Here is an 18,020-nt window from a genome sequence, read left to right as displayed (position 1 = left end):
CATCTGGCGGGTGTGGCCTGTGGCATTTTCTGCCTCGCTGCAGGTTGGTCTAGACACCCAATTTCCTACAGCAAAGCAATGCCTTACGCCACTCCCGCCAACCCCTCGGACACAGCGCCATGAATAATCCAGGCTAGGTGCTCGCACAACCCGTGAACAGGTCCAGTTTGGAAATACCTGCGTAAGTCGCTTTGCGTGCGCGATCGTATAATCTGCGATGGTGTCCGGCGTCGACGTCATCCAGACCCATGCTCAACAGAAAGATCAAGCTCGCGAATAACGTAAGTGCATCTGCGACCACCTTGGATGATATGTTCTGCGCGATGGATCGAGACGGAGGAACCTAGTGCGGTTCCGAACATTTCCAGCTCGGCGCTGCAGAAACGACCGCACGCCGCTGCAACTGGACTGATCGGGCAATGGTTCTCGATCAACAAGAATGACCCGTCCTCCTCACACCAATCAGCCATATAGCCTTCTTTCGAGCGCAATACGGCCAACGCGGCTACCCGTTCGGCAAGCAGGCTCTTGCCTTCCATCTCCTTGAGATAGCGACGCTGTGTCTCACTCTCGCGAACATTGATGATCGTGTCGAGCGCGGACTCGCCCATATGCGTGCGGATGATATCGAGCAGCTGCTCCGTCAGGCTCGCACAGGTGTCAGGAAACCGCGAATGAGACGCCGCGGTCAACTCCCAATATTGTTGCGGTCGACCAACTCCTTTGGCCTCGCTTGTCGCAACGACGAGATTCTGTTCGGCCAGACGCATAAGCTGCTGACGCGCTGCTTCGCCAGTGATGCCGAGCTTTTTGCCAAGCGCCGCAGAAGAAAGGCGACCGTGCAATTTCAGCGCCATCAGTACGCGATCGCCAGGCGTACGCGTGGACCAACCGGAATATTCCAACTCGGAGCTTGACATATCAGACGGTTTCGTTTTCAAAGCCATAGCTTGGAAAATAACAAAACTGACCCGCATACGCAAGTGCGGCCTAAAAATGCCAAAAGGGAAGCGTGACCATGCACCTGAACTCCTCCGCGATATTGCAACCCGTTGCCAGCGCTTTTGTCGATGGAGCAGGCGCATGACTGTGTCCCTACACGACATGCTTCCTCCGCTTTCTGCCTCGCGCTCGCAAGCGCGGACAATTGCCCTTACGGTTGTCGTTCTGGCGGTGATATTGAGCGCGCTGTTTCTTTGGCGCATGATAAAAAACGGCCAGGGCGAAGGCTGGCAGCAACAAGCCGTCCCGGTTGCTGCTGTCATGGTCGCACCACGCGACGTACCCTCGTCGCTGAACGCGGTTGGTACGCTCACTGCGGTTCGTGAAGTGACGCTTTCCAGCGAGGTTGCGGGCCGTGTATCGGACATCCATTTCGCCGCTGGCTCCAGCGTGCGGGCCGGGGCGCTCCTCGTCCAGCTGTTCGATGGTCCAGAGCGCGCCGACCGGGAGGCCGCAACGGCCAAGGCGGCGTTTAGTGGCATACAGGTCGCCCGATCGGAACAACTTGCCCCGACAGGGGCGGAGCCGCGCGAATTGCTGCAACAGCGGCGCGCCGAACGCGACCAGGCCACAGCTGCCGTGCGGCAAATAGATGCCCGCCTGATCCAGAAGCAGGTGCGCGCGCCCTTCTCGGGCGAGATCGGCATCCGCCGCGTCAATCTGGGGCAGTTCATCAATCCGGGTGATCCCGTCGCGACGCTGACGGCGCTAGATTCGCTCTATGTCGAGTTCGCTCTTCCCCAGCAGGAATTAGCGCGACTGAAGCGTGGATCGACGGTGTCCGTGACTAGCGACGCTTTCCCCGACCGCATTTTTACAGCGCGCGTCAACGTCGTGGAGCCAAAGATTGGCGAGGATACCCGCAATGTCACCGTGCAGGCACTTCTGCCGAATGGCGATCATGCGCTGCGCCCTGGCATGTATGTGACAGCTGGACTGGCGCTTCCAGCCCTGCAAGGCGCGCTGGTCGTGCCGATAACGGCCATCCAGACATCGGCGCAGGGCGACAGCGTGATCGTCGTGCGCGGCAAGACCGCCCTAACCGGCGGCAAGGCGGAGATCGTGCCGGTTCAGACCGGCCGCCGAATCGGCAACGATGTCGTGATCGACAAGGGCCTCAACCCCGGCGACGTGGTCGTGTCGGAAGGGCAATTGCGTGTACAACCTGGTGCCGAGGTCAAGGTCGCGCGCATCGTTCGGACAGAAGGCCGCTGACATGGCTTTCACCGACATCTTCATACGCCGGCCGATCCTGTCCATTGTCGTCAGCCTGATGATTCTGCTCGCCGGCATCAGTGCGACGTTCAGCCTGCCGATCCGCCAGTATCCTGGCATGGAAAGCGCTACGATTACCGTCGACACGGCATTTCCCGGTGCCTCGCAAGACGTGATGCACGGCTTTGTCACCACACCGATTTCGCAAGCGATTGCTACCGCAAACGGCATCGAATATCTCGCTTCCACGTCCAGCCAGGGCAGGAGCCAGATTAAGGCCAAGCTGATCCTTAACGCGAATGCCGACCGTTCTATGACGGAGGTCCTCGCGAAGGTCCAGCAGGTAAAGTACCGGCTGCCCGCCGGAGTCACCGATCCGGTGATCTCGAAAATCACCGATGGCGCATCAGCCATCCAATACGTCGCCTTCGCCAGTGACACGCTTACACCATCTCAGATGACCGATTTCGCCACGCGGGTCGCCCAGCCTCTCATTACCTCCGTTCCGGGTGTCGCCTCCGCCCAGATCACCGGCGGCGCTCCGCTGGCGATGCGTATCTGGGTGGATCCGGTGAAACTCGCCGCGCGCGGGCTGACGGCAAGCGACCTGGCCAAAGCGCTGCGGGCGAACAACGTCCAGGCGGCTCCGGGTCAGCTCAAGGGCGAAAGCACCGCGATCAACATTACCGCAGGCACAGATCTGCGTAACGTCGATGCCTTCCGCCAGATGGTGCTCAAGACGGGCCGGGATAGTGTCGTGCGGATCGGTGACGTCGCGACCGTCGAGTTGGGCGGCCAAAACTATGACGGCAGCTCGCTCGCATCGGGCCACCCGGGCGTTACGATCGCTATCTCGCCCACGCCGGACGGCAATCCGCTCGAGATCGTGCGCGCGGTCAAGGCGCTCATCCCCGACCTCCAGCGCGTCGCCCCGCCGAGCCTCAACGTTTCGAGCGTGTTCGACGCCGCACAGTTCGTCGATGCCTCGATCGATCAGGTCGTGCATACACTGATCGAGGCGATCGTGATCGTGATCTCCGTGATTTTCCTGTTCCTGGGCAGTTTCAGGGCCGTGATCATTCCCGTCGTGACGATCCCCTTGTCGCTGCTCGGCACGGCGGCGTTGATGTTGGTATTCGGCTTTTCGCTCAACCTGCTCACGCTGCTAGCCATGGTGCTGGCGATTGGTCTCGTGGTCGACGACGCCATTGTCGTAGTGGAGAATATCCACCGCCATATCGAAGATGGCCTGTCACCGCTGGACGCAGCGCTGATCGGTGCACGCGAAATCGTCGGCCCGGTGGTAGCCATGACCATCACGCTCGCCGCCGTTTATGCCCCGATCGGTCTGATGGGAGGTCTGACCGGGGCTTTGTTCCGTGAATTTGCATTCACGCTCGCGGGGTCGGTGATCGTGTCGGGTGTGATCGCACTCACCTTGTCACCGATGATGAGCGCTATTCTGCTTAAATCGAAAATGGGTGAGGGGAAACTTGCCCAGGTGGTCGAACATACCATGCTCCGCACCACCAAAGCCTATGTCCGGCTTCTTGACCGGACCTTGGCGGCGCGCACGGCAGTGCTGATCGTAGGGATCACGGTCCTTGCGATGATCGGCGTGCTGTTTGTCGGTTCCAAGAGCGAGTTGGCGCCCCAGGAGGACATGGGATATGTTTTCGTCCAGACCAAGGCACCGCAATATGCCAACGCCAGCTATACAGCCCGATTCAGCGCCGAAGTCGATAAGATCTTTCGTCAATTCCCGGAATATGGCGCCAGCTTCTTCGACATTGGCGGCGATAATAATGCCAATGGCGGATTTGGCGGTATCGTGATGAAGGACTGGGCGGACCGCAGCCGCAATGGTGACGAGATTCAGGCGGAGCTGGCAAGCCGCACCGGCACCATTACCGGCGTCTATGCGACTGCCTTCCAGGATAGCCCGCTACCCGCTGGAAGTGGTGGCCTGCCGGTCCAGATGGTCATCCGTTCAGCCGACGATTTCCCCGAAATCTATGAAAGCATCGAAGGAATAAAAGGCGCAGCATGGGGCAGCGGCCTGTTCGCTTTCGTCGATGCCGACATCGCTTTCGACAGTCCAGAAGCACATATCAGCATTGATCAGGCCAAGGCCGGCGCGATGGGGGTGACCATGGCTGAAATATCCGATACATTGGCGGTGCTCGTCGGCGAAAATTATGTCAACCGCTTCAACTGGCACGACCGCTCCTACGACGTCATCGCGCAGGTGCCGCAAGGCAAGCGCGTTACGCCGGATAATCTTGGCGAATTCTATGTGAAGGCCGCTTCCGGCAAGCTGGTCCCGCTGTCTACAGTGGCCAAAATCGAAATCCGGCCACAGCCCAATCGGTTGCCGCAGTTCAACCAGATGAACTCAGCCACGCTCTCGGCAGTGCTGCTGCCAGGCGTGACGATGGGCCAGGCGGTCGATTTCCTCAAAAGCCAGCCCCTGCCGCCGGGGACCAGAGTCGACTGGCTGTCGAACAGTCGACAATATGTGCAAGAAGGCAACCAACTCACCATATCCTTCTCTTTCGCGATGATCGTGATCTTCCTGGTGCTCGCGGCACAGTTTGAAAGCTTCCGCGATCCTCTTGTGATCCTCGTCACGGTGCCGCTTGCGGTCTGTGGTGCTCTGATACCGCTCTATCTGGGTTTCGCTACGCTCAATATTTATACGCAAATCGGCCTCGTCACGCTCATCGGCCTTATTTCGAAGCATGGCATCCTCATGGTGTCGTTCGCCAACGAGATGCAGCACCAGGAGGGCTGGAGCCGGGCAGAGGCGATCCGCCATGCCGCCGCCGTGCGTATGCGGCCCATCCTCATGACGACCGCCGCCATGGTCGCGGGCCTCGTGCCGCTGTTGTTCGCGTCCGGGGCAGGCGCGAACAGCCGCTTTGCGATCGGCATCGTCGTGGTGATGGGCATGCTGGTCGGCACTTTGTTCACGCTGTTTGTGCTGCCGACCGTCTACACATTGCTCTCCGCCGACCATCGCCCTAAACCCGAAAATGGGTCAGGAACCGGGCCGGACAGTCCGTCGTCACCCACCAACCAGCCCTCAGCCGAAGGAGGCCTGGCTCATGCGTAATTTCAAGCTGTTGTGCCTCATCGCCCCACTGCTTGCTTCTGCCTGCGCCGTCGGGCCAGATTATGAACGGCCAAAAACCGTTCCAACTGCGGCAGAGCCGTTCGCGACGAAGGGGCCGGGTTTTGATCCGATGGCGCAACTGCCCGACAACTGGTGGCACCTTTACCACGATCCCGCACTGGACGCTTTGGTCGAGAGGGCGCTTGTCGCCAATACCGATCTGCGCGTCGCTGCTGCGAACCTGGCGCGTGCGCGGGCGGTGCTGGGCGAAGCACGAACCGCGCGGTTACCGTCCACCAACCTCAACGGCGGCGTTGCTTATGGCGATGGCGTCCAGTCGGCGGGACAAACGGGCATAGCGGGCAATCAGGGCGACGCGCAGTGGTCCCAATCGGGTGGACTGTCCGTCGCGTGGGAGGTCGATATGTTCGGCCGGGTCAGCCGCGCCATCGCGGCCGCGCAGGCGGATACGGAAGCGGTCGAAGCGGCGCGCGACGCGGTGCGGGTCACGGTCGTCGCCGAAACGACGCGTGCCTATGTCAATGCATGTGCCTATGCCAATGCGACCGATGTTGCGCGGCAATCCGCGAGGACGAGCAGCTACAATTTGCAACTCGTTACCGCGCAGGAACAGGCCGGATCGATTGGCAAGCTCGATGTGGAACGGGCGGCAGCGGCAGGGGCGACGGCGCGGGCGGCGATACCGGCCTTTGAAGGGCAGCGCCAGGTCGCGCTGTTTGAACTGGCTGCCCTGATCGGCACGACACCTGGCGATATCCCCGAGGCCGCGCGGTCCTGTGCGCAGGCTCCTGAACCTGCGGCCAGCCTGCCGGTCGGGGATGGTGCTGCGCTACTCCGTCGCCGCCCGGATCTGCGTCAGGCGGAACGCCAACTCGCGGCCGATACGGCGCGAATTGGCGTGGCGATGGCGGACCTGTACCCTAAGGTCAGTCTTGGCGGGTCTGGCAATTTCTTCCGCAACGATATGGTGCGGGGCGGAGACTCCTTGTCCTTCTCATTGGGACCACTCATCTCCTGGAGCTTTCCCAACGTCGCAGTCGCGCGTGCGCGTATCCGTCAGGCGCAAGCGCAGGGTGACGCTTCGTTGGCGGCGTTCGACGGGCGCGTGCTCAATGCTCTCAAGGAGGTCGAGCAAGCTTTGACAATGGTGGCCACCGAGCAGGATCGGCTTGCGTCACTGGGTGAGGCGCAGATGCGCGCCAGCGAGGCGTATAGGTTCGCAGATCTTCGCTATCGTGCAGGATCCATCGGCTATCTCGACGTGCTCCTGGCCCAGGCTGATGTGCTTTCGGTCCGCAGCGCCTATACCGCTTCCTTACAGCGGGCAGCATCCGCCCGGGTGGACCTGTTCAAGGCGCTGGGTGGTGGATGGTAGAAATTAGAAACGGAGCAGGTGCGGATGAGTGTCTGATCCAAATTAAGATGAGTGGTATAAGTAGTTTAGCTCGACGGCGATGCCTATCGCTCCTTCATGGGTTTTGCGAAAATACCAAGGATCAACATAAGCGTGGCGGGAATGGCAGGAAGACCGCGGAGTACACTGAATAATTATGAATCAGGCACTAAAAAATTCGTATTCTATTCACGAAATATATTGAATAGCTTCGCATTTAAATGATTGAACAAGCAATCGTAATATTTCATCGAAATACTCTACATCGTTTAATTTTGTCTTTATGCTTTTTCGGTCAAAGTCCGCAATCGCATCTAATGCAAACCGAGCTAATATTCGTCTGCGGGTAAACCATAATTCATCGTTCATGATGGGCGCATGATTGCGTAGAGCATTCATAATAATTTCGGTCACAGGTGCTGTATCTGCAACTGACGGAAAGATAGTTTCAAATTTTTCATATCTTACTAAAAATTGCACAAACCGCGCATAAGTACGAATATTATTATCGTCTTTCTGATAAAATATCGGAAAATAAATCGACTCAATTAATTGCTTCAATGAGGCACATCCGACGTCTATACCTTTCTGCCGAAAATACTCCTCACGCTGTACATCAAATTCCGGCCGCCGCATCTGAAAAATCGCTTTAATTAGACCATCTTTATCTTTGAAATGATATTGAGCCGCATAAACATTTTTATAACCTGCATTCTCACTAATCGTTCGAAGCGAAGCGCCCGATATTCCTACGGCCCCGAAATGACGCTCTGCTGAGATAACCAAAGCATGTCTAGACTTTGACATGTCCACTTCAATAGCACTCCGATCATTATAGCATTGCAGATCCTAAGGACCGAATGCCGGCTAAAGTAGCCTCATTTTACCGAGCAGGCTATCGACCGGCATGTTCGTCAGGGCGTGCTAGTTCTCAAGATTTCACGCAGCGAAATCCAATGTGTGACGTGGAAGTATCGATTGTCTGCGGATGCCTAGCCGCAGGCCGGTATCGTCGGCAGTAGTTTTCTGCACACAGATGCGAGCCGCCTTTTAAGACTTTGCGTGGAAATGCTGTTCCCGGATCATTGCTGTCGTAAGAGCCGCTTTCAAAGCCACCTCGCGGATTGCGTAAGATGCAGCAAGCCGACGAACTATTATCTATAGATGTGCGATCAGAGTACCAGTCGCTGGTCCATTCCCATACGTTGCCGATCATATCATAAAGACCGTATCCGTTCGCGGGATAGGTGCCGACTGGAGAGGTGCGTTCGTACCCATCGACCAGGGTATTTTCACCAGGGAAATTTCCCTGCCAGAAATTGGCCAACATTCGACCTTGGGGAGCCAGTTCATCGCCCCAAGCGAAGGCGGCGCGATCGAGGCCACCGCGCGCCGCGAATTCCCACTCGGCTTCGGTTGGCAACCGCTTTCCCGCCCATGCTGCATAAGCCTCGGCATCTGCATAGGCGATATGGACAACCGGATGCTCAAGCAACTTGGTAAAGCTGCTGTTCGGCCCCTGTGGATTGCGCCAACTTGTCCCTAACGAAAACGACCACCATTGGAATGAGTCAAGCGCGCCAATATGCCGCTCGGGCTTGATGAACAGTGACGATCCCGGCTGCAAAAGCGCGGGATCGGCATGCGGATAGAGTTCTGCGCTGGGCGGAGTTTCGGCGAGCGTCACATGCCCTGTCGCTTCAACAAACTGCATGAACTGCCGATTGGTGACTGGTGTCTCGTCGATCCAGAATCCATCGACCTCCACTCTATGGCACGGCGCCTCCTCGGGATAATGTTCATCAGAACCCATCCAGAAGACGCCGCCTTCCAACCTTAGCATATAGCTTTCGCTTTCATTTTGTCCGCTTGTGGGCACTCCCGCTCGACTGATCAAGGTTCGATGCTGACGACCACCCGGTCGAGCGCACCCCCTGACAGCGGAAAGCCGTTGTCTTCGGGATATGCGTTGCTGACAGGTCCGCTGACATCCTTACCGATCCCGAACCCGGAGACTGACGGGAGATTGGTAGTCCGTTTTGCGATCGTGCCGTTCCCGACATTTACATCATCATAATAGAGCGAGGCTACCCCACCATTCGCGTCCGTCCGCTTGAAGCGCACTTCGAGCTTTTTTACGCCAGATCCCAAAACGGTATTTGCCACAACCTTTGTGCGCGTCACACCCAGATCGCTCTGCTCGAATGTGAGACGACCTTCCTTGATATACAAGGTGTAGCCGCCAAATGCATCGCCATCCGCTATCAATACTCCGGACTCCTTGCCGGTTGTCGGAGCCACCAAGGCCGCAATTTTGAACGAGCCGGAACCGATTTGCGGACCGTCAGCACGTATCAACTGTGCTTGCCCGGCATAATATACATATTCAGGCCGCGTTTCGCGCCGTGTTTTGTAGGCAGGTATGGATGCGGCCTTCGTTGAGAAAGACCCTAGAAGGGACGCGTTCACGAGCGGGAGCACACCATATTTTCCGGCTTCGCTCCACCATCTGTCCTTCAGGTCTTGAAGCTTTGTGGGATAACGTGAGGCAAGGTCGTCCACGGCCGTAAAGTCTACGTTCAAATTGTACAGGTGCCACTTGTCCGAGGAGAAATCCTGACCTGGCACATGCTCCGATACGGCCTTCCATCCGTCATGCCAAATTGCTCGCTGGCCCAACAATTCAAAATATTGTGTGTGGCGCGACGCTCCGACCGATGGATCGGTTAGAGATGCCTTGAAGCTCGCCCCAGCGACAGGCATTTGCGGTATCCCCCGATACTCTGTCGGCGCCGTGATCTTGGCGATATCGAGAATTGTGGGGGTGACATCGATCACATCGACGAACTGCTTGCGCACTTCCCCGCCCTTTATCATCTTGGGGTAGGAAATGATCAAAGGTGTTCTCGTGCCGCCATCCCACACGGTCGTCTTGTAAAACTGGAATGGCGTATTGCTGACCTGCGCCCAGCCGCTCGGATAATTCATGTAGGTGGTCTTGGACCCGAACTCGTTTATGCGTCCGATCATGCCGTCGGCCGATTCCGGAACTCGATTGAGGCTGGCCGCTTCGTTGAGCGTTCCGCTATCGTGCCCCTCGATGCTTCCACCATTGTCCGACAACAAGACGATCACCGTATTGTCAAACTGCCCCGACTTTTTGAGGAAATCGACCAGCCGACCGACCTGCTCGTCAGTATGTTCCATAAACGCGGCATATGTCGCTTGAAACCGTGCGTTTACGTCCTTTTCGACCGGGGTAAGTTCGGACCATGGCTTTACACCGGGATTGCGTGGAGCAAGTTTCGCATCTTTCGGGATAATACCCAGTTCTTTCTGCCGGGAAAATCGTTCCGCGCGGATAGCATCCCAGCCTTTTGTGTAAACATTCCTATATTTTTCGATATACGAAGCCGGAACCTGATGTGGAGAATGGGTCGCGCCGAATGCAACATACAGGAAGAATGGCCGGTCGGGCGAAGCCGATGTCGTGGCTGCTACATAGCCTATCGCCTTGTCTACGATGTCTTCGGACACATGATAATTGCTCTTATGCTCGATATCCGTCGGTGTATTGTCAATAACGATATCCGGGTAATATTGATCTGTCATTCCATCAAGGAAGCCGTAGAACTGATTGAAACCGCGCTGAACCGGCCAATGTTCGCGGCTGGAGGTCTGCGACAGCGGCGCCAGGTGCCATTTGCCCACAGCGAAGGTGCGATACCCACTCGATTGCAGCATCTCGGCAACAGTCGCCGCCTGATGGCTGATCCGCCCTTGCCCATGAGGAAAGCCGCTCAGCATATTGGTGACGTTCGCAACGCCCACGGTGTGGGAATTACGACCCGTCAACAGCGCGGCTCTGGTGGGTGAGCAGATCGCTCTGGTGTTGAAATTGTTGTAGCGCAATCCCCGTTCGGCCAGCGCATCTATTGCGGGCGTTTTGATTTCAGATCCGAAAGATCCAATGTCCGAAAAGCCTGTGTCGTCCAGCACGATATAGACCACGTTCGGGCTGCCCGCAGCGGGCGCTGGTTCTTCATCATAGCGCCTCACCGACTCTGCGTCGGTAAGGCCAATATCCGAGCCAGATACCTGATGCTCATTGGACAATTGAGCGGTGGCTGCCCCAGGCATTGACAGCCAGGACAGTGCAATGGCCATTGAGAGAGCGCTGCTGCGTGGCAGGGTGGACATATATGACTTCCTCTTTGAATATGTTGTCTGGGCTGAGCATCAGCCGCCGAAGCGGAACGTCACTCGAGCCATAATTTCGCGACCGCGGCTGACCGAGGCAACAGTATCGCCGATGAACCCTCCCGCGGTACCTGTGCCTCCGCCCGTGAAGATATTCGTGCTGCTTCTCACGAAATAATATTCATCGGACAGGTTCCTGCCAAGAAGCGCGATCTCCCACTTGTCGCTCTCATCCGAAAGCCTGAGGCTCGCGTCGTATAGCTGGTAACTTCCCTGAGTGCTCCGAGGAGCATTGTCCGAGGAGGTAAAGTATTTCGATGTAAAGGTCATGTCGCCGGACAGGGCGATCTTGAGGCCTCCCCCAAGCGGAACCTCATAATCGAACCCGGTTGAACCGCTCCACTTCGGTGCGCGGAAGAGGGTCTGGCCGCCGAGTTGCTGAGATTGGGGGATGCCTGCTGGGTTGGGATTGAAGGTGCAGCCCTGACCAGGGGTCTGCCCCACAAAACATGGTGACAGATAATCTCCGATTTTGGCATCGTTGTACGCCAGCGCACCGCGAATAGTCAGCCCCTCAACGGGAGCGCGATAGTTAAAGTCGAATTCAGCGCCCTTGGTCGTAACGCTTGCCGCGTTGCGGACTGTTTGGAAAGTTATGTTGTTGATTGGAGATAGAACGCCGATCGTCACCTGAAGGCCTTGAACCTCGTAACGGTAAAGAGCAAAGTTTGTACGCAATGCACCGTCGAGGAGGGACGCCTTGAGGCCTGCTTCGAATCCTTTGATCCGCTCTTCTGCATAGCTCTGATCGTCACGGAAGCTGCCTGCCCCGGAATTGAAGCCGCCCGAGAGGAAGCCCCGTTTATACGACGCAAAAACATTGAGGTCGCGGGTAGGCATGTAGGATAAAGTAACTTCGGGAGAAAAGTTATTGAATTTCCTCTTGGTCACGGCCGTTGCGATCGGTAACGGCTGCGGCTGTCCTTGCCTGACGTCTACAAGCTCCTTTTCCTCATGCGAATATCGCCCGCCCGCCGAGAGGCTGAACTCGGGGGTGATGTCCCACATCCCTTGTCCGAAAACCGACCATGCCTGACCTTCTTGACGAAGGAAGAACTTATTATTGTAAGCGGGAGCTAGCGCGTTTCTGTAAGCTACCGATCCGGTTTCGGCATAGCCTTCACTATAGTGAAGGCCAGTCAGGAAATTTAGAGGCCCGTCAAACGAACTGGATAATCTAATCTCCTGTGAAAGATCGCGTACGCGATAGCGGTTGACGCTGGCAAGTACGGGGGGAGGGCCGGCAGGAATGTAGCTGGACGTGTAGTTGCTGCGATTCCAGAAGCTGTTTTTATAGTACCCACTGACCGAGGCGAGAGATATTTCGTCAGTCAAGTCATAGTTCAGCTCGAGCGACGCAAGCGTCTGCATTGATCTGCTTCGGGTGGAACCATCGCCGAATTCGGGCTCGACCAAGCCAAAGTTGGGGCCGAGTTCGCCTACCGAGACTTTGTCATTCGGTTTACAGTCGTCGATACCGCCGCCAAACGGTGATCCGCGAGGGCAATCGACATATTGCACATTCGCCGCAGCGTCATCACCGCGGGATTTGTTGTGGCTCAGCTTAAAACGTGCGTTGAAGCGGTCGCTTGGTTCCCACTTAAAGGTTATCCGTCCGGCATATTCCCTGTTGTAAGGGCCATAGCCGCGGTCTGGCTTCAAAAATGCGCCATCTGGAACGGTATTCTCGACCCATCCGCGCATGGTTGAATAGTAGCCGGCCACACGAACGCCCAAAGTGTCTGTCAGCGGGCCTGCTATAAAGCCTTCCCCACGCCATTCTTGAGCGTTCGCTTCATAACCAAGGCTCAACTTGCCTTTCAGGCTCGACGTGGGATCGGCGCTGCGCATCGAGATGATTCCGCCAGGACTGTTCTTCCCGAAAAACAAGGCCTGAGGACCTTTTAGGACCTCGACTTGCGCCAGATCCATCGTTGCAAGGCGGCGAACCGCTGCCCGCGCAACTTGCACGCCATCGACATTAAACGACACAGCCTGATCGGCGAATGGATTTGTCTCGGGGCTGCTGATGCCACGAAGAGCGATTATGCCGCCCTGGATGGTGCCGCCGCCCTCACCGCTCAGCAATTGGGGAACTGCGCGTGCGATGGCATCTAGGCCGTTGATGCCTCGCCGCTCCATTTCTTGCGCTCCGACCGCACTTAAGACGACTGGCGCCTCCAGCGACGTTTCCTCTCGCTTTCTGGCGGTAACTATTATATCTCCGTCGGCCCCATCTCGATTGCGCGCACTCGTCTGTGGCGAAGCATCGTTCGTGGTCTGAGCGAGGCCTGGATTCCAACACGAAAGCCCCCAAAAACTTGTGACCGTAGCAAAAAGCAACTTACTATTTCGCAGTTTCATCGCATCCTCCCTGGCATCGCGTTCGCGGTTATTTGGATCCACGCTGTAACGATCAGTGCTTGTTAAAGCGCATGCATTAAATTCACAACCAGCTGGGCAATCCGCGTCTAGTGATAACTGCTGGCTTGTGCTGAAGGATGCTAGGGTAGGCAAACCGTTCAATCGCTATGCAAAGGACCTCAGGTTGCGCATAAACCCCTGACTTCATAACGATAAATTCACGGAATAGCTTGTTGTGGGTCTGATGAATGCTAGGCTTGGTTTGCAAAACCGTTAGCGTTGCATGCATTTGGATACACAAGCTCTTGCAAGTGGGGACAATTGCCTAGATGCCGTAATGGGCCGACGTTTCAAGAGTAGCCAAGTTTGGTGGCTGTTCCTCAGAATGATGGTGTTGGAAACGGGGTCCGAGTGATCGGCCTCAAGTATCATGAGAGGAACAGCCATGGAGTAATATGCCGGAATCGATGTCTCTCTGAAAGAGAGCAGTGTGTGCATCGTGGACGCGAAGGGTAAGATTGTCCGCGAGGTCAAGGTCGCCAGCGAGCTCGAGGCGCTGGTGCGGTATTTCGGCGAGCTGGAATTGCCGGTGTGTCGGATCGGGCTGGAGGCGGGGCCGCTATCGCATTGGTTGCATGCCGGGCTTGTTGCCGCTGGTCGGGAGGTTGTTTTGCTGGAGACGCGACACGTGAAGGCGGCCCTTTCGGCGATGACCGTGAAGACCGACCGAAAAGATGCCCGCGCGATTGCCCAATTGCTGCGGATGGGCTGGTATCGGCCGGTTCATGCAAAATCGGTGGCATCGCAGGATACCCGCGCTGTACTCGTCGGTCGCAAGCTTCTACAGAGCAAGCTGCTTGACGTCGAACTCAGCATCCGGGGGATACTACGCGGATATGGACTGAAGGTCGCGAGGTCAGCCGCGGTCGGTTCGAAGCGCGTATCGAGGAACTGATCGTCGGGCACGCCACTCTGGAGACGGTGATCGGCGCGATGCTGGCGGCACGACGTTGTAGGGGGAGTTCACCAGGCTCCACTGGGAAATGCTGAAGATCGCGCGCTGACAAGATTTGTCATCGGTTGATGAGCACTCCCGGGGTCGGTGCTTTGGTCGCCCTGACATATCGATCGGCTGTCGACGATCCGGCACGCTTCGGAAAATCGAGTACGGTCGGCGCCTACTTCGGGCTGACCCCCAAGAAATATCAGTCCGGCGAGACCGACCGGGATGGGGGTGTCAGCAAGGTCGGCGACGCGATTGTGCGAACCGCGCTGTTTGAGGCGGCGCATATCATGTTGACATGCGCGACGTGCTTTTCCAGCCTGAAGCGCTGGGCGCTCGAGGTGGCGAAGCGCCGGGGCATGAAACGCGCCAAGGTCGCTCTCGCACGCAAACTGGGCGTCGTGCTCCATCGCATGTGGATGGACGCCACCGACTTTCGCTGGGGCACAACCGCAATGGCCGCTTGAAGGAAGCAATGCTGATCGAGGCGCGCCTGGTACGGCACGCTTCTAAGGAGGTCCCGTCGCTGGGACGAGGGCTTGGCAAGATCGTGTGTAGTGCTGTGAATGCTTCGGCAAACCACGCTTCCTAGATTGATCTGCCGGCTTGAGGATCTGATGGCATGGTGTGGCAGCCTTCGTGCTGACCACGGACAGAAGCTTGATCCTGGCGACGAGATAACCATTCAGAGGGACTTGACGAACAAAGGCTCATTACAGAAGGGGGACAAGATCGGCAGGGTTTTCGTGGCGCAGCAATTCGCCGATCACCGTCGCCACAGACATCCGATCCATGTCGGACGCAGGAATGGCAAAGCGGCTCGCCATGCATTCGCCAAGGCGTCAAACAGCCGACGTTTATGCGCGTCGGTCGAGTTCTGCTCGATTGTCACAACGTTCAGATCTCTCCGGGTAGCACAATTTTTTTAGCTTCCGCGCAATGTGCAGAAACGATGGCCTCTGGTACCGTCGATCCCTACGCAAGTCAACAAAGAACGGTTGACCATTCTAGTTTGCGAGATGACCATGCAGTGGCTGGGAAATCACTTATGCGCTTGCTAAGCGGATAGAGAGGGTGAAAATGAAAAACGCAAATAAGCCGACGACCCGCTTGGAAAACCGGGTGCAGCGTCAGACACAGATACTGGATGCGGCGAGGGCTTGCGTTCGTGTCGACGGCTTTGCGGCAAGCCTGAGCCGGATTGCAGCGCAGGCGTCGATGAGCGGCGGGCATATTTATCAATATTTCGAGACGAAAGAAGCGATCATGATCGCGCTTTGCGAGCGTGATTTCGAGGATTTCATGCTGCAAATGAGCCATTTTGGACAGCACGTCGCGTCTGACAGGCTAGCAGTCATCGAAGCGCTTTCAAGTGAGATCATGTCGCTGTTCAGCCATGACCGGTCTGCGCTGACGCTGGAAATCATTGCAGAAGCCGAACGCAATCCTAAGTTCCTCGACCTCGTGTTGCGGGCCGATGAAAGGATACGTAGTGCGTTCCGTACCATTATCGAACCCCTATTGCGTGGTCTTACGAGGCAGGAAATCGATGAACGCGCGGAAACTTTGTTGGTCATGGCACGCGGCCTGGCCATCCATATGTGCATGCGCCCGGCCAGCGATTATCACCTGCTTGCGGCGACATTCAAGTTCACTCTTCGGGGGGTGTTGTCTGCAAAATCTGATGACCCTGAACGTGAGGGTTTGCGATAGCTAAATAGGCGCACAGGGGTTTCATGTGGCGCCCGGCGGCGGCATCGCGATCATATCGCGGTGAGCCATATGGAATTTAGGCAAGTCATCGAAGGTAAGGGAGCAGGAAATGAAACTTGGCAAATTAGGTATATGGGTAGCGCTCGATGGTCCGATCGGTCATTTTGAAAATGACGATTCAGCAGGATTAGGGCGCGCTACCGCACCGCGTATCGTGAACTTTGTACGGCGTGCGGAAACACTTGGCTATTCCGCGATATGGATGCCGGATGGGTTCGGGCGCGACTCATTCATAGCCTCCGCGCTGCTGCTTGCTAATACGCAGAATATGATCGTCGCGACCGGCATATCGTCGATCTACTCGCGCGATCCCGTCGCCTCCGCAGCGGCCGGCAGTGCTTTGAACGAATTGTCCGGGGGCCGATTCATCATGGGGCTGGGCGTATCCCATCGCAAGGTTGTCGAGGGCATACGCGGTCATGACTATACCAAGCCTGTGGCCGCGATGCGTGGCTATCTTGAGGGCATCGCAGGAGCGCCCTACTATGCCGCGTCTCCAGCCGAAAAGACGCCTATCGTGCTGGCAGCGCTCAGGGGCAAAATGCTCGAACTCTCCCGTGATCAGGCGGACGGCGCGCATACGTTCAATGTGACACCGCAACATACGGCTCAGGCCCGTGAGATTTTGGGGCCGGGAAAGCTGTTATGCGTCGAGCAGAAGCTGATCCTCGAAACCGACCCGGCGAAGGCACGCGCCATCGCCAGAGCGGAACTCGAACTCTATCTTGGCCTCGACAATTATCTTAATTCCTGGCGCGCGATGGGTTTCAGCGATGCCGATTTCGCGAATGGCGGCTCTGACCATCTGATGGATTCCATTATCGCATGGGGCGACGAAAGCGCCCTGCGCAAGCGTATCCAGGAGCATTTCGATGCCGGCGCGGACCATGTCTGCTTCAAACCGGTGGGTCCGGACAACCACACCGATATGCGCATCATAGAAATGCTTGCGCCGACAGCCTCATGACGTAAGGCGGGGATAGCGATGGTACAACAATGGTCCGATCAATCGAGCCAGTTGATACATCGCTACCTCGCCCAGCCGGTCCAAGCTCTCCTGCTGGACCTCGGCGGGTTCAAGCGAACGGCACCTTATGCCTCGATTATATGAGGTCGGCAGCCCGCAGCGCCGCAGCGGTGTCGCCATATACCACTTCTAGCTTTTGTGTCTTTCCGTCGACGATCGTCCAGATTTCGACCAAAGGTATGGTGACGGGCGTTCCCGTTTTCTTGCCGACCAGATCAAGCACGCCCCAGGAGATGACGTTGTCGCCGCTGGCTATGATGTTGTGCTTGGTGAATTTGAGACTGGAATAATGCTCCAGCACCTTTCCAATCAGGCTCGGGAAGCTTTGGACGCCCTTGTGAATGCCGCCATAGGGCAGGGAAGGGGCCTCGTGGATTTCCGTTTCATCCGTAAAGCTTGCCGTGAACCCTTGCGGTTCTCCGCGCGCGCTGGCGGCATATGCGTCTTTTACGATTTGCAGATTTTGCTCTTCGACTGACATTATTCTTATCCTTCCATTAATTGGCGACGTTTGCGCCGTTCTTGCTTCCAGGTTTATTCTGTCCATCCCGCAGGGCTGTCGGCGAGCGTCATGGGCATTTCCAGGCGTGATATGTCCAGACTCGTCCCCCGAACGATCGAAGCCAGTTTGGACATCATATCCATCGCCCGCGATTCGGCGGATCACCCCTGAACTGCACGTCATTCGGCGGCCTCCAGACTGGGGGCAATGACAGGCTTGTATAATGTGGTGCGCTGCGAGGCAGGTCGACCGGCCTCGCGAGCGAGCCCATGCATTTGCGTGGGATCGCACAATTGGCCGTTCAGACCGCCGGCAGCGCGGGTGATAGATTCGTCCATCAATGTA

The 18,020-nt window shown here is 56.9% G+C and carries 11 protein-coding genes and 1 pseudogene; 6 read left to right on the top strand and 6 right to left on the bottom strand.

Annotation, left to right across the window (positions count from 1 at the left end; all coding sequences use genetic code 11):
- Positions 1-236: 236 nt before the first annotated feature.
- Positions 237-857, bottom strand: coding sequence for a helix-turn-helix transcriptional regulator (locus K9B33_RS22365; protein ID WP_224551324.1), 621 nt, complete (start codon positions 855-857; stop codon positions 237-239).
- Between the two features lie 247 nt (positions 858-1,104).
- On the opposite strand from K9B33_RS22365, the gene K9B33_RS22360 reads away from it, so the two are divergent.
- From K9B33_RS22360 to K9B33_RS22350, 3 genes are read left to right on the top strand one after another with little or no spacing between them, the layout of a single operon-like run.
- Positions 1,105-2,217, top strand: a complete 1,113-nt coding sequence (locus K9B33_RS22360; protein WP_411974050.1) for an efflux RND transporter periplasmic adaptor subunit — start codon at positions 1,105-1,107, stop codon at positions 2,215-2,217.
- A 1-nt stretch (position 2,218) separates the two neighbouring features.
- Positions 2,219-5,332 (top strand): efflux RND transporter permease subunit, encoded by a 3,114-nt coding sequence (locus tag K9B33_RS22355; protein WP_224551323.1) that lies wholly within the window; start codon positions 2,219-2,221, stop codon positions 5,330-5,332.
- Positions 5,325-6,728, top strand: coding sequence for an efflux transporter outer membrane subunit (locus tag K9B33_RS22350; protein ID WP_224551322.1), 1,404 nt, complete (start codon positions 5,325-5,327; stop codon positions 6,726-6,728). Before K9B33_RS22355 ends, K9B33_RS22350 begins: the two co-directional genes overlap by 8 nt.
- 207 nt (positions 6,729-6,935) lie before the next feature.
- Here K9B33_RS22350 and K9B33_RS22345 read toward each other — a convergent pair whose 3' ends face one another.
- From K9B33_RS22345 to K9B33_RS22330, 4 genes are all read right to left on the bottom strand, one after another.
- A complete protein-coding gene (locus K9B33_RS22345) occupies positions 6,936-7,553 on the bottom strand; it encodes a TetR/AcrR family transcriptional regulator (RefSeq protein WP_224551321.1) in 618 nt (205 codons plus the stop codon).
- A gap of 124 nt (positions 7,554-7,677) precedes the next feature.
- A complete protein-coding gene (locus tag K9B33_RS22340) occupies positions 7,678-8,589 on the bottom strand; it encodes a formylglycine-generating enzyme family protein (RefSeq protein ID WP_224551320.1) in 912 nt (303 codons plus the stop codon).
- Between the two features lie 50 nt (positions 8,590-8,639).
- Positions 8,640-10,946 carry an arylsulfatase gene (locus K9B33_RS22335; protein ID WP_224551319.1) on the bottom strand — a complete coding sequence of 769 codons (2,307 nt, stop codon included), beginning with the start codon at positions 10,944-10,946 and terminating at the stop codon, positions 8,640-8,642.
- Between the two features lie 39 nt (positions 10,947-10,985).
- Positions 10,986-13,370: a TonB-dependent receptor gene (locus K9B33_RS22330; RefSeq protein WP_224551318.1), complete on the bottom strand. Its 2,385-nt coding sequence runs from the start codon at positions 13,368-13,370 to the stop codon at positions 10,986-10,988.
- A 337-nt stretch (positions 13,371-13,707) separates the two neighbouring features.
- Between K9B33_RS22330 and K9B33_RS22325 the strand changes: the two are divergent.
- The 3 genes and pseudogenes from K9B33_RS22325 (at position 13,708) to K9B33_RS22315 (ending at position 17,113) form a co-directional block, all read left to right on the top strand.
- A pseudogene (locus K9B33_RS22325) lies at positions 13,708-14,840 on the top strand (IS110 family transposase).
- A 613-nt stretch (positions 14,841-15,453) separates the two neighbouring features.
- Positions 15,454-16,086 (top strand): TetR/AcrR family transcriptional regulator, encoded by a 633-nt coding sequence (locus K9B33_RS22320; protein WP_224551317.1) that lies wholly within the window; start codon positions 15,454-15,456, stop codon positions 16,084-16,086.
- Positions 16,087-16,195: 109 nt separating this feature from the next.
- Positions 16,196-17,113: a TIGR03620 family F420-dependent LLM class oxidoreductase gene (locus K9B33_RS22315; RefSeq protein ID WP_224551316.1), complete on the top strand. Its 918-nt coding sequence runs from the start codon at positions 16,196-16,198 to the stop codon at positions 17,111-17,113.
- 136 nt (positions 17,114-17,249) lie between these two features.
- Here K9B33_RS22315 and K9B33_RS22310 read toward each other — a convergent pair whose 3' ends face one another.
- Complete coding sequence (locus tag K9B33_RS22310) at positions 17,250-17,654, bottom strand: nuclear transport factor 2 family protein (protein ID WP_224551315.1); 405 nt, start codon at positions 17,652-17,654, stop codon at positions 17,250-17,252.
- Between the last annotated feature and the right edge of the window lie 366 nt (positions 17,655-18,020).

The organism is Sphingobium sp. 3R8 (genome assembly GCF_020166615.1).
GTDB lineage: Bacteria > Pseudomonadota > Alphaproteobacteria > Sphingomonadales > Sphingomonadaceae > Sphingobium > Sphingobium bisphenolicum.
Note: the sequence above shows the minus strand (reverse complement) of the source record. Positions and strands in the feature narration are given on the sequence as shown.

Excerpts from the sequence above, each read along its gene's own strand:
- K9B33_RS22315 (WP_224551316.1), top strand. The coding sequence starts at position 16,196 with ATGAAACTTGGCAAATTAGGTATATGGGTAGCGCTCGATGGTCCGATC.
- K9B33_RS22365 (WP_224551324.1), bottom strand. The coding sequence starts at position 857 with ATGGCGCTGAAATTGCACGGTCGCCTTTCTTCTGCGGCGCTTGGCAAA.
- K9B33_RS22360 (WP_411974050.1), top strand. The coding sequence starts at position 1,105 with ATGCTTCCTCCGCTTTCTGCCTCGCGCTCGCAAGCGCGGACAATTGCC.
- K9B33_RS22335 (WP_224551319.1), bottom strand. The coding sequence starts at position 10,946 with ATGTCCACCCTGCCACGCAGCAGCGCTCTCTCAATGGCCATTGCACTG.
- K9B33_RS22310 (WP_224551315.1), bottom strand. The coding sequence starts at position 17,654 with ATGTCAGTCGAAGAGCAAAATCTGCAAATCGTAAAAGACGCATATGCC.
- K9B33_RS22350 (WP_224551322.1), top strand. The coding sequence starts at position 5,325 with ATGCGTAATTTCAAGCTGTTGTGCCTCATCGCCCCACTGCTTGCTTCT.
- K9B33_RS22330 (WP_224551318.1), bottom strand. The coding sequence starts at position 13,370 with ATGAAACTGCGAAATAGTAAGTTGCTTTTTGCTACGGTCACAAGTTTT.
- K9B33_RS22345 (WP_224551321.1), bottom strand. The coding sequence starts at position 7,553 with ATGTCAAAGTCTAGACATGCTTTGGTTATCTCAGCAGAGCGTCATTTC.
- K9B33_RS22355 (WP_224551323.1), top strand. The coding sequence starts at position 2,219 with ATGGCTTTCACCGACATCTTCATACGCCGGCCGATCCTGTCCATTGTC.
- K9B33_RS22320 (WP_224551317.1), top strand. The coding sequence starts at position 15,454 with ATGAAAAACGCAAATAAGCCGACGACCCGCTTGGAAAACCGGGTGCAG.
- K9B33_RS22340 (WP_224551320.1), bottom strand. The coding sequence starts at position 8,589 with ATGCTAAGGTTGGAAGGCGGCGTCTTCTGGATGGGTTCTGATGAACAT.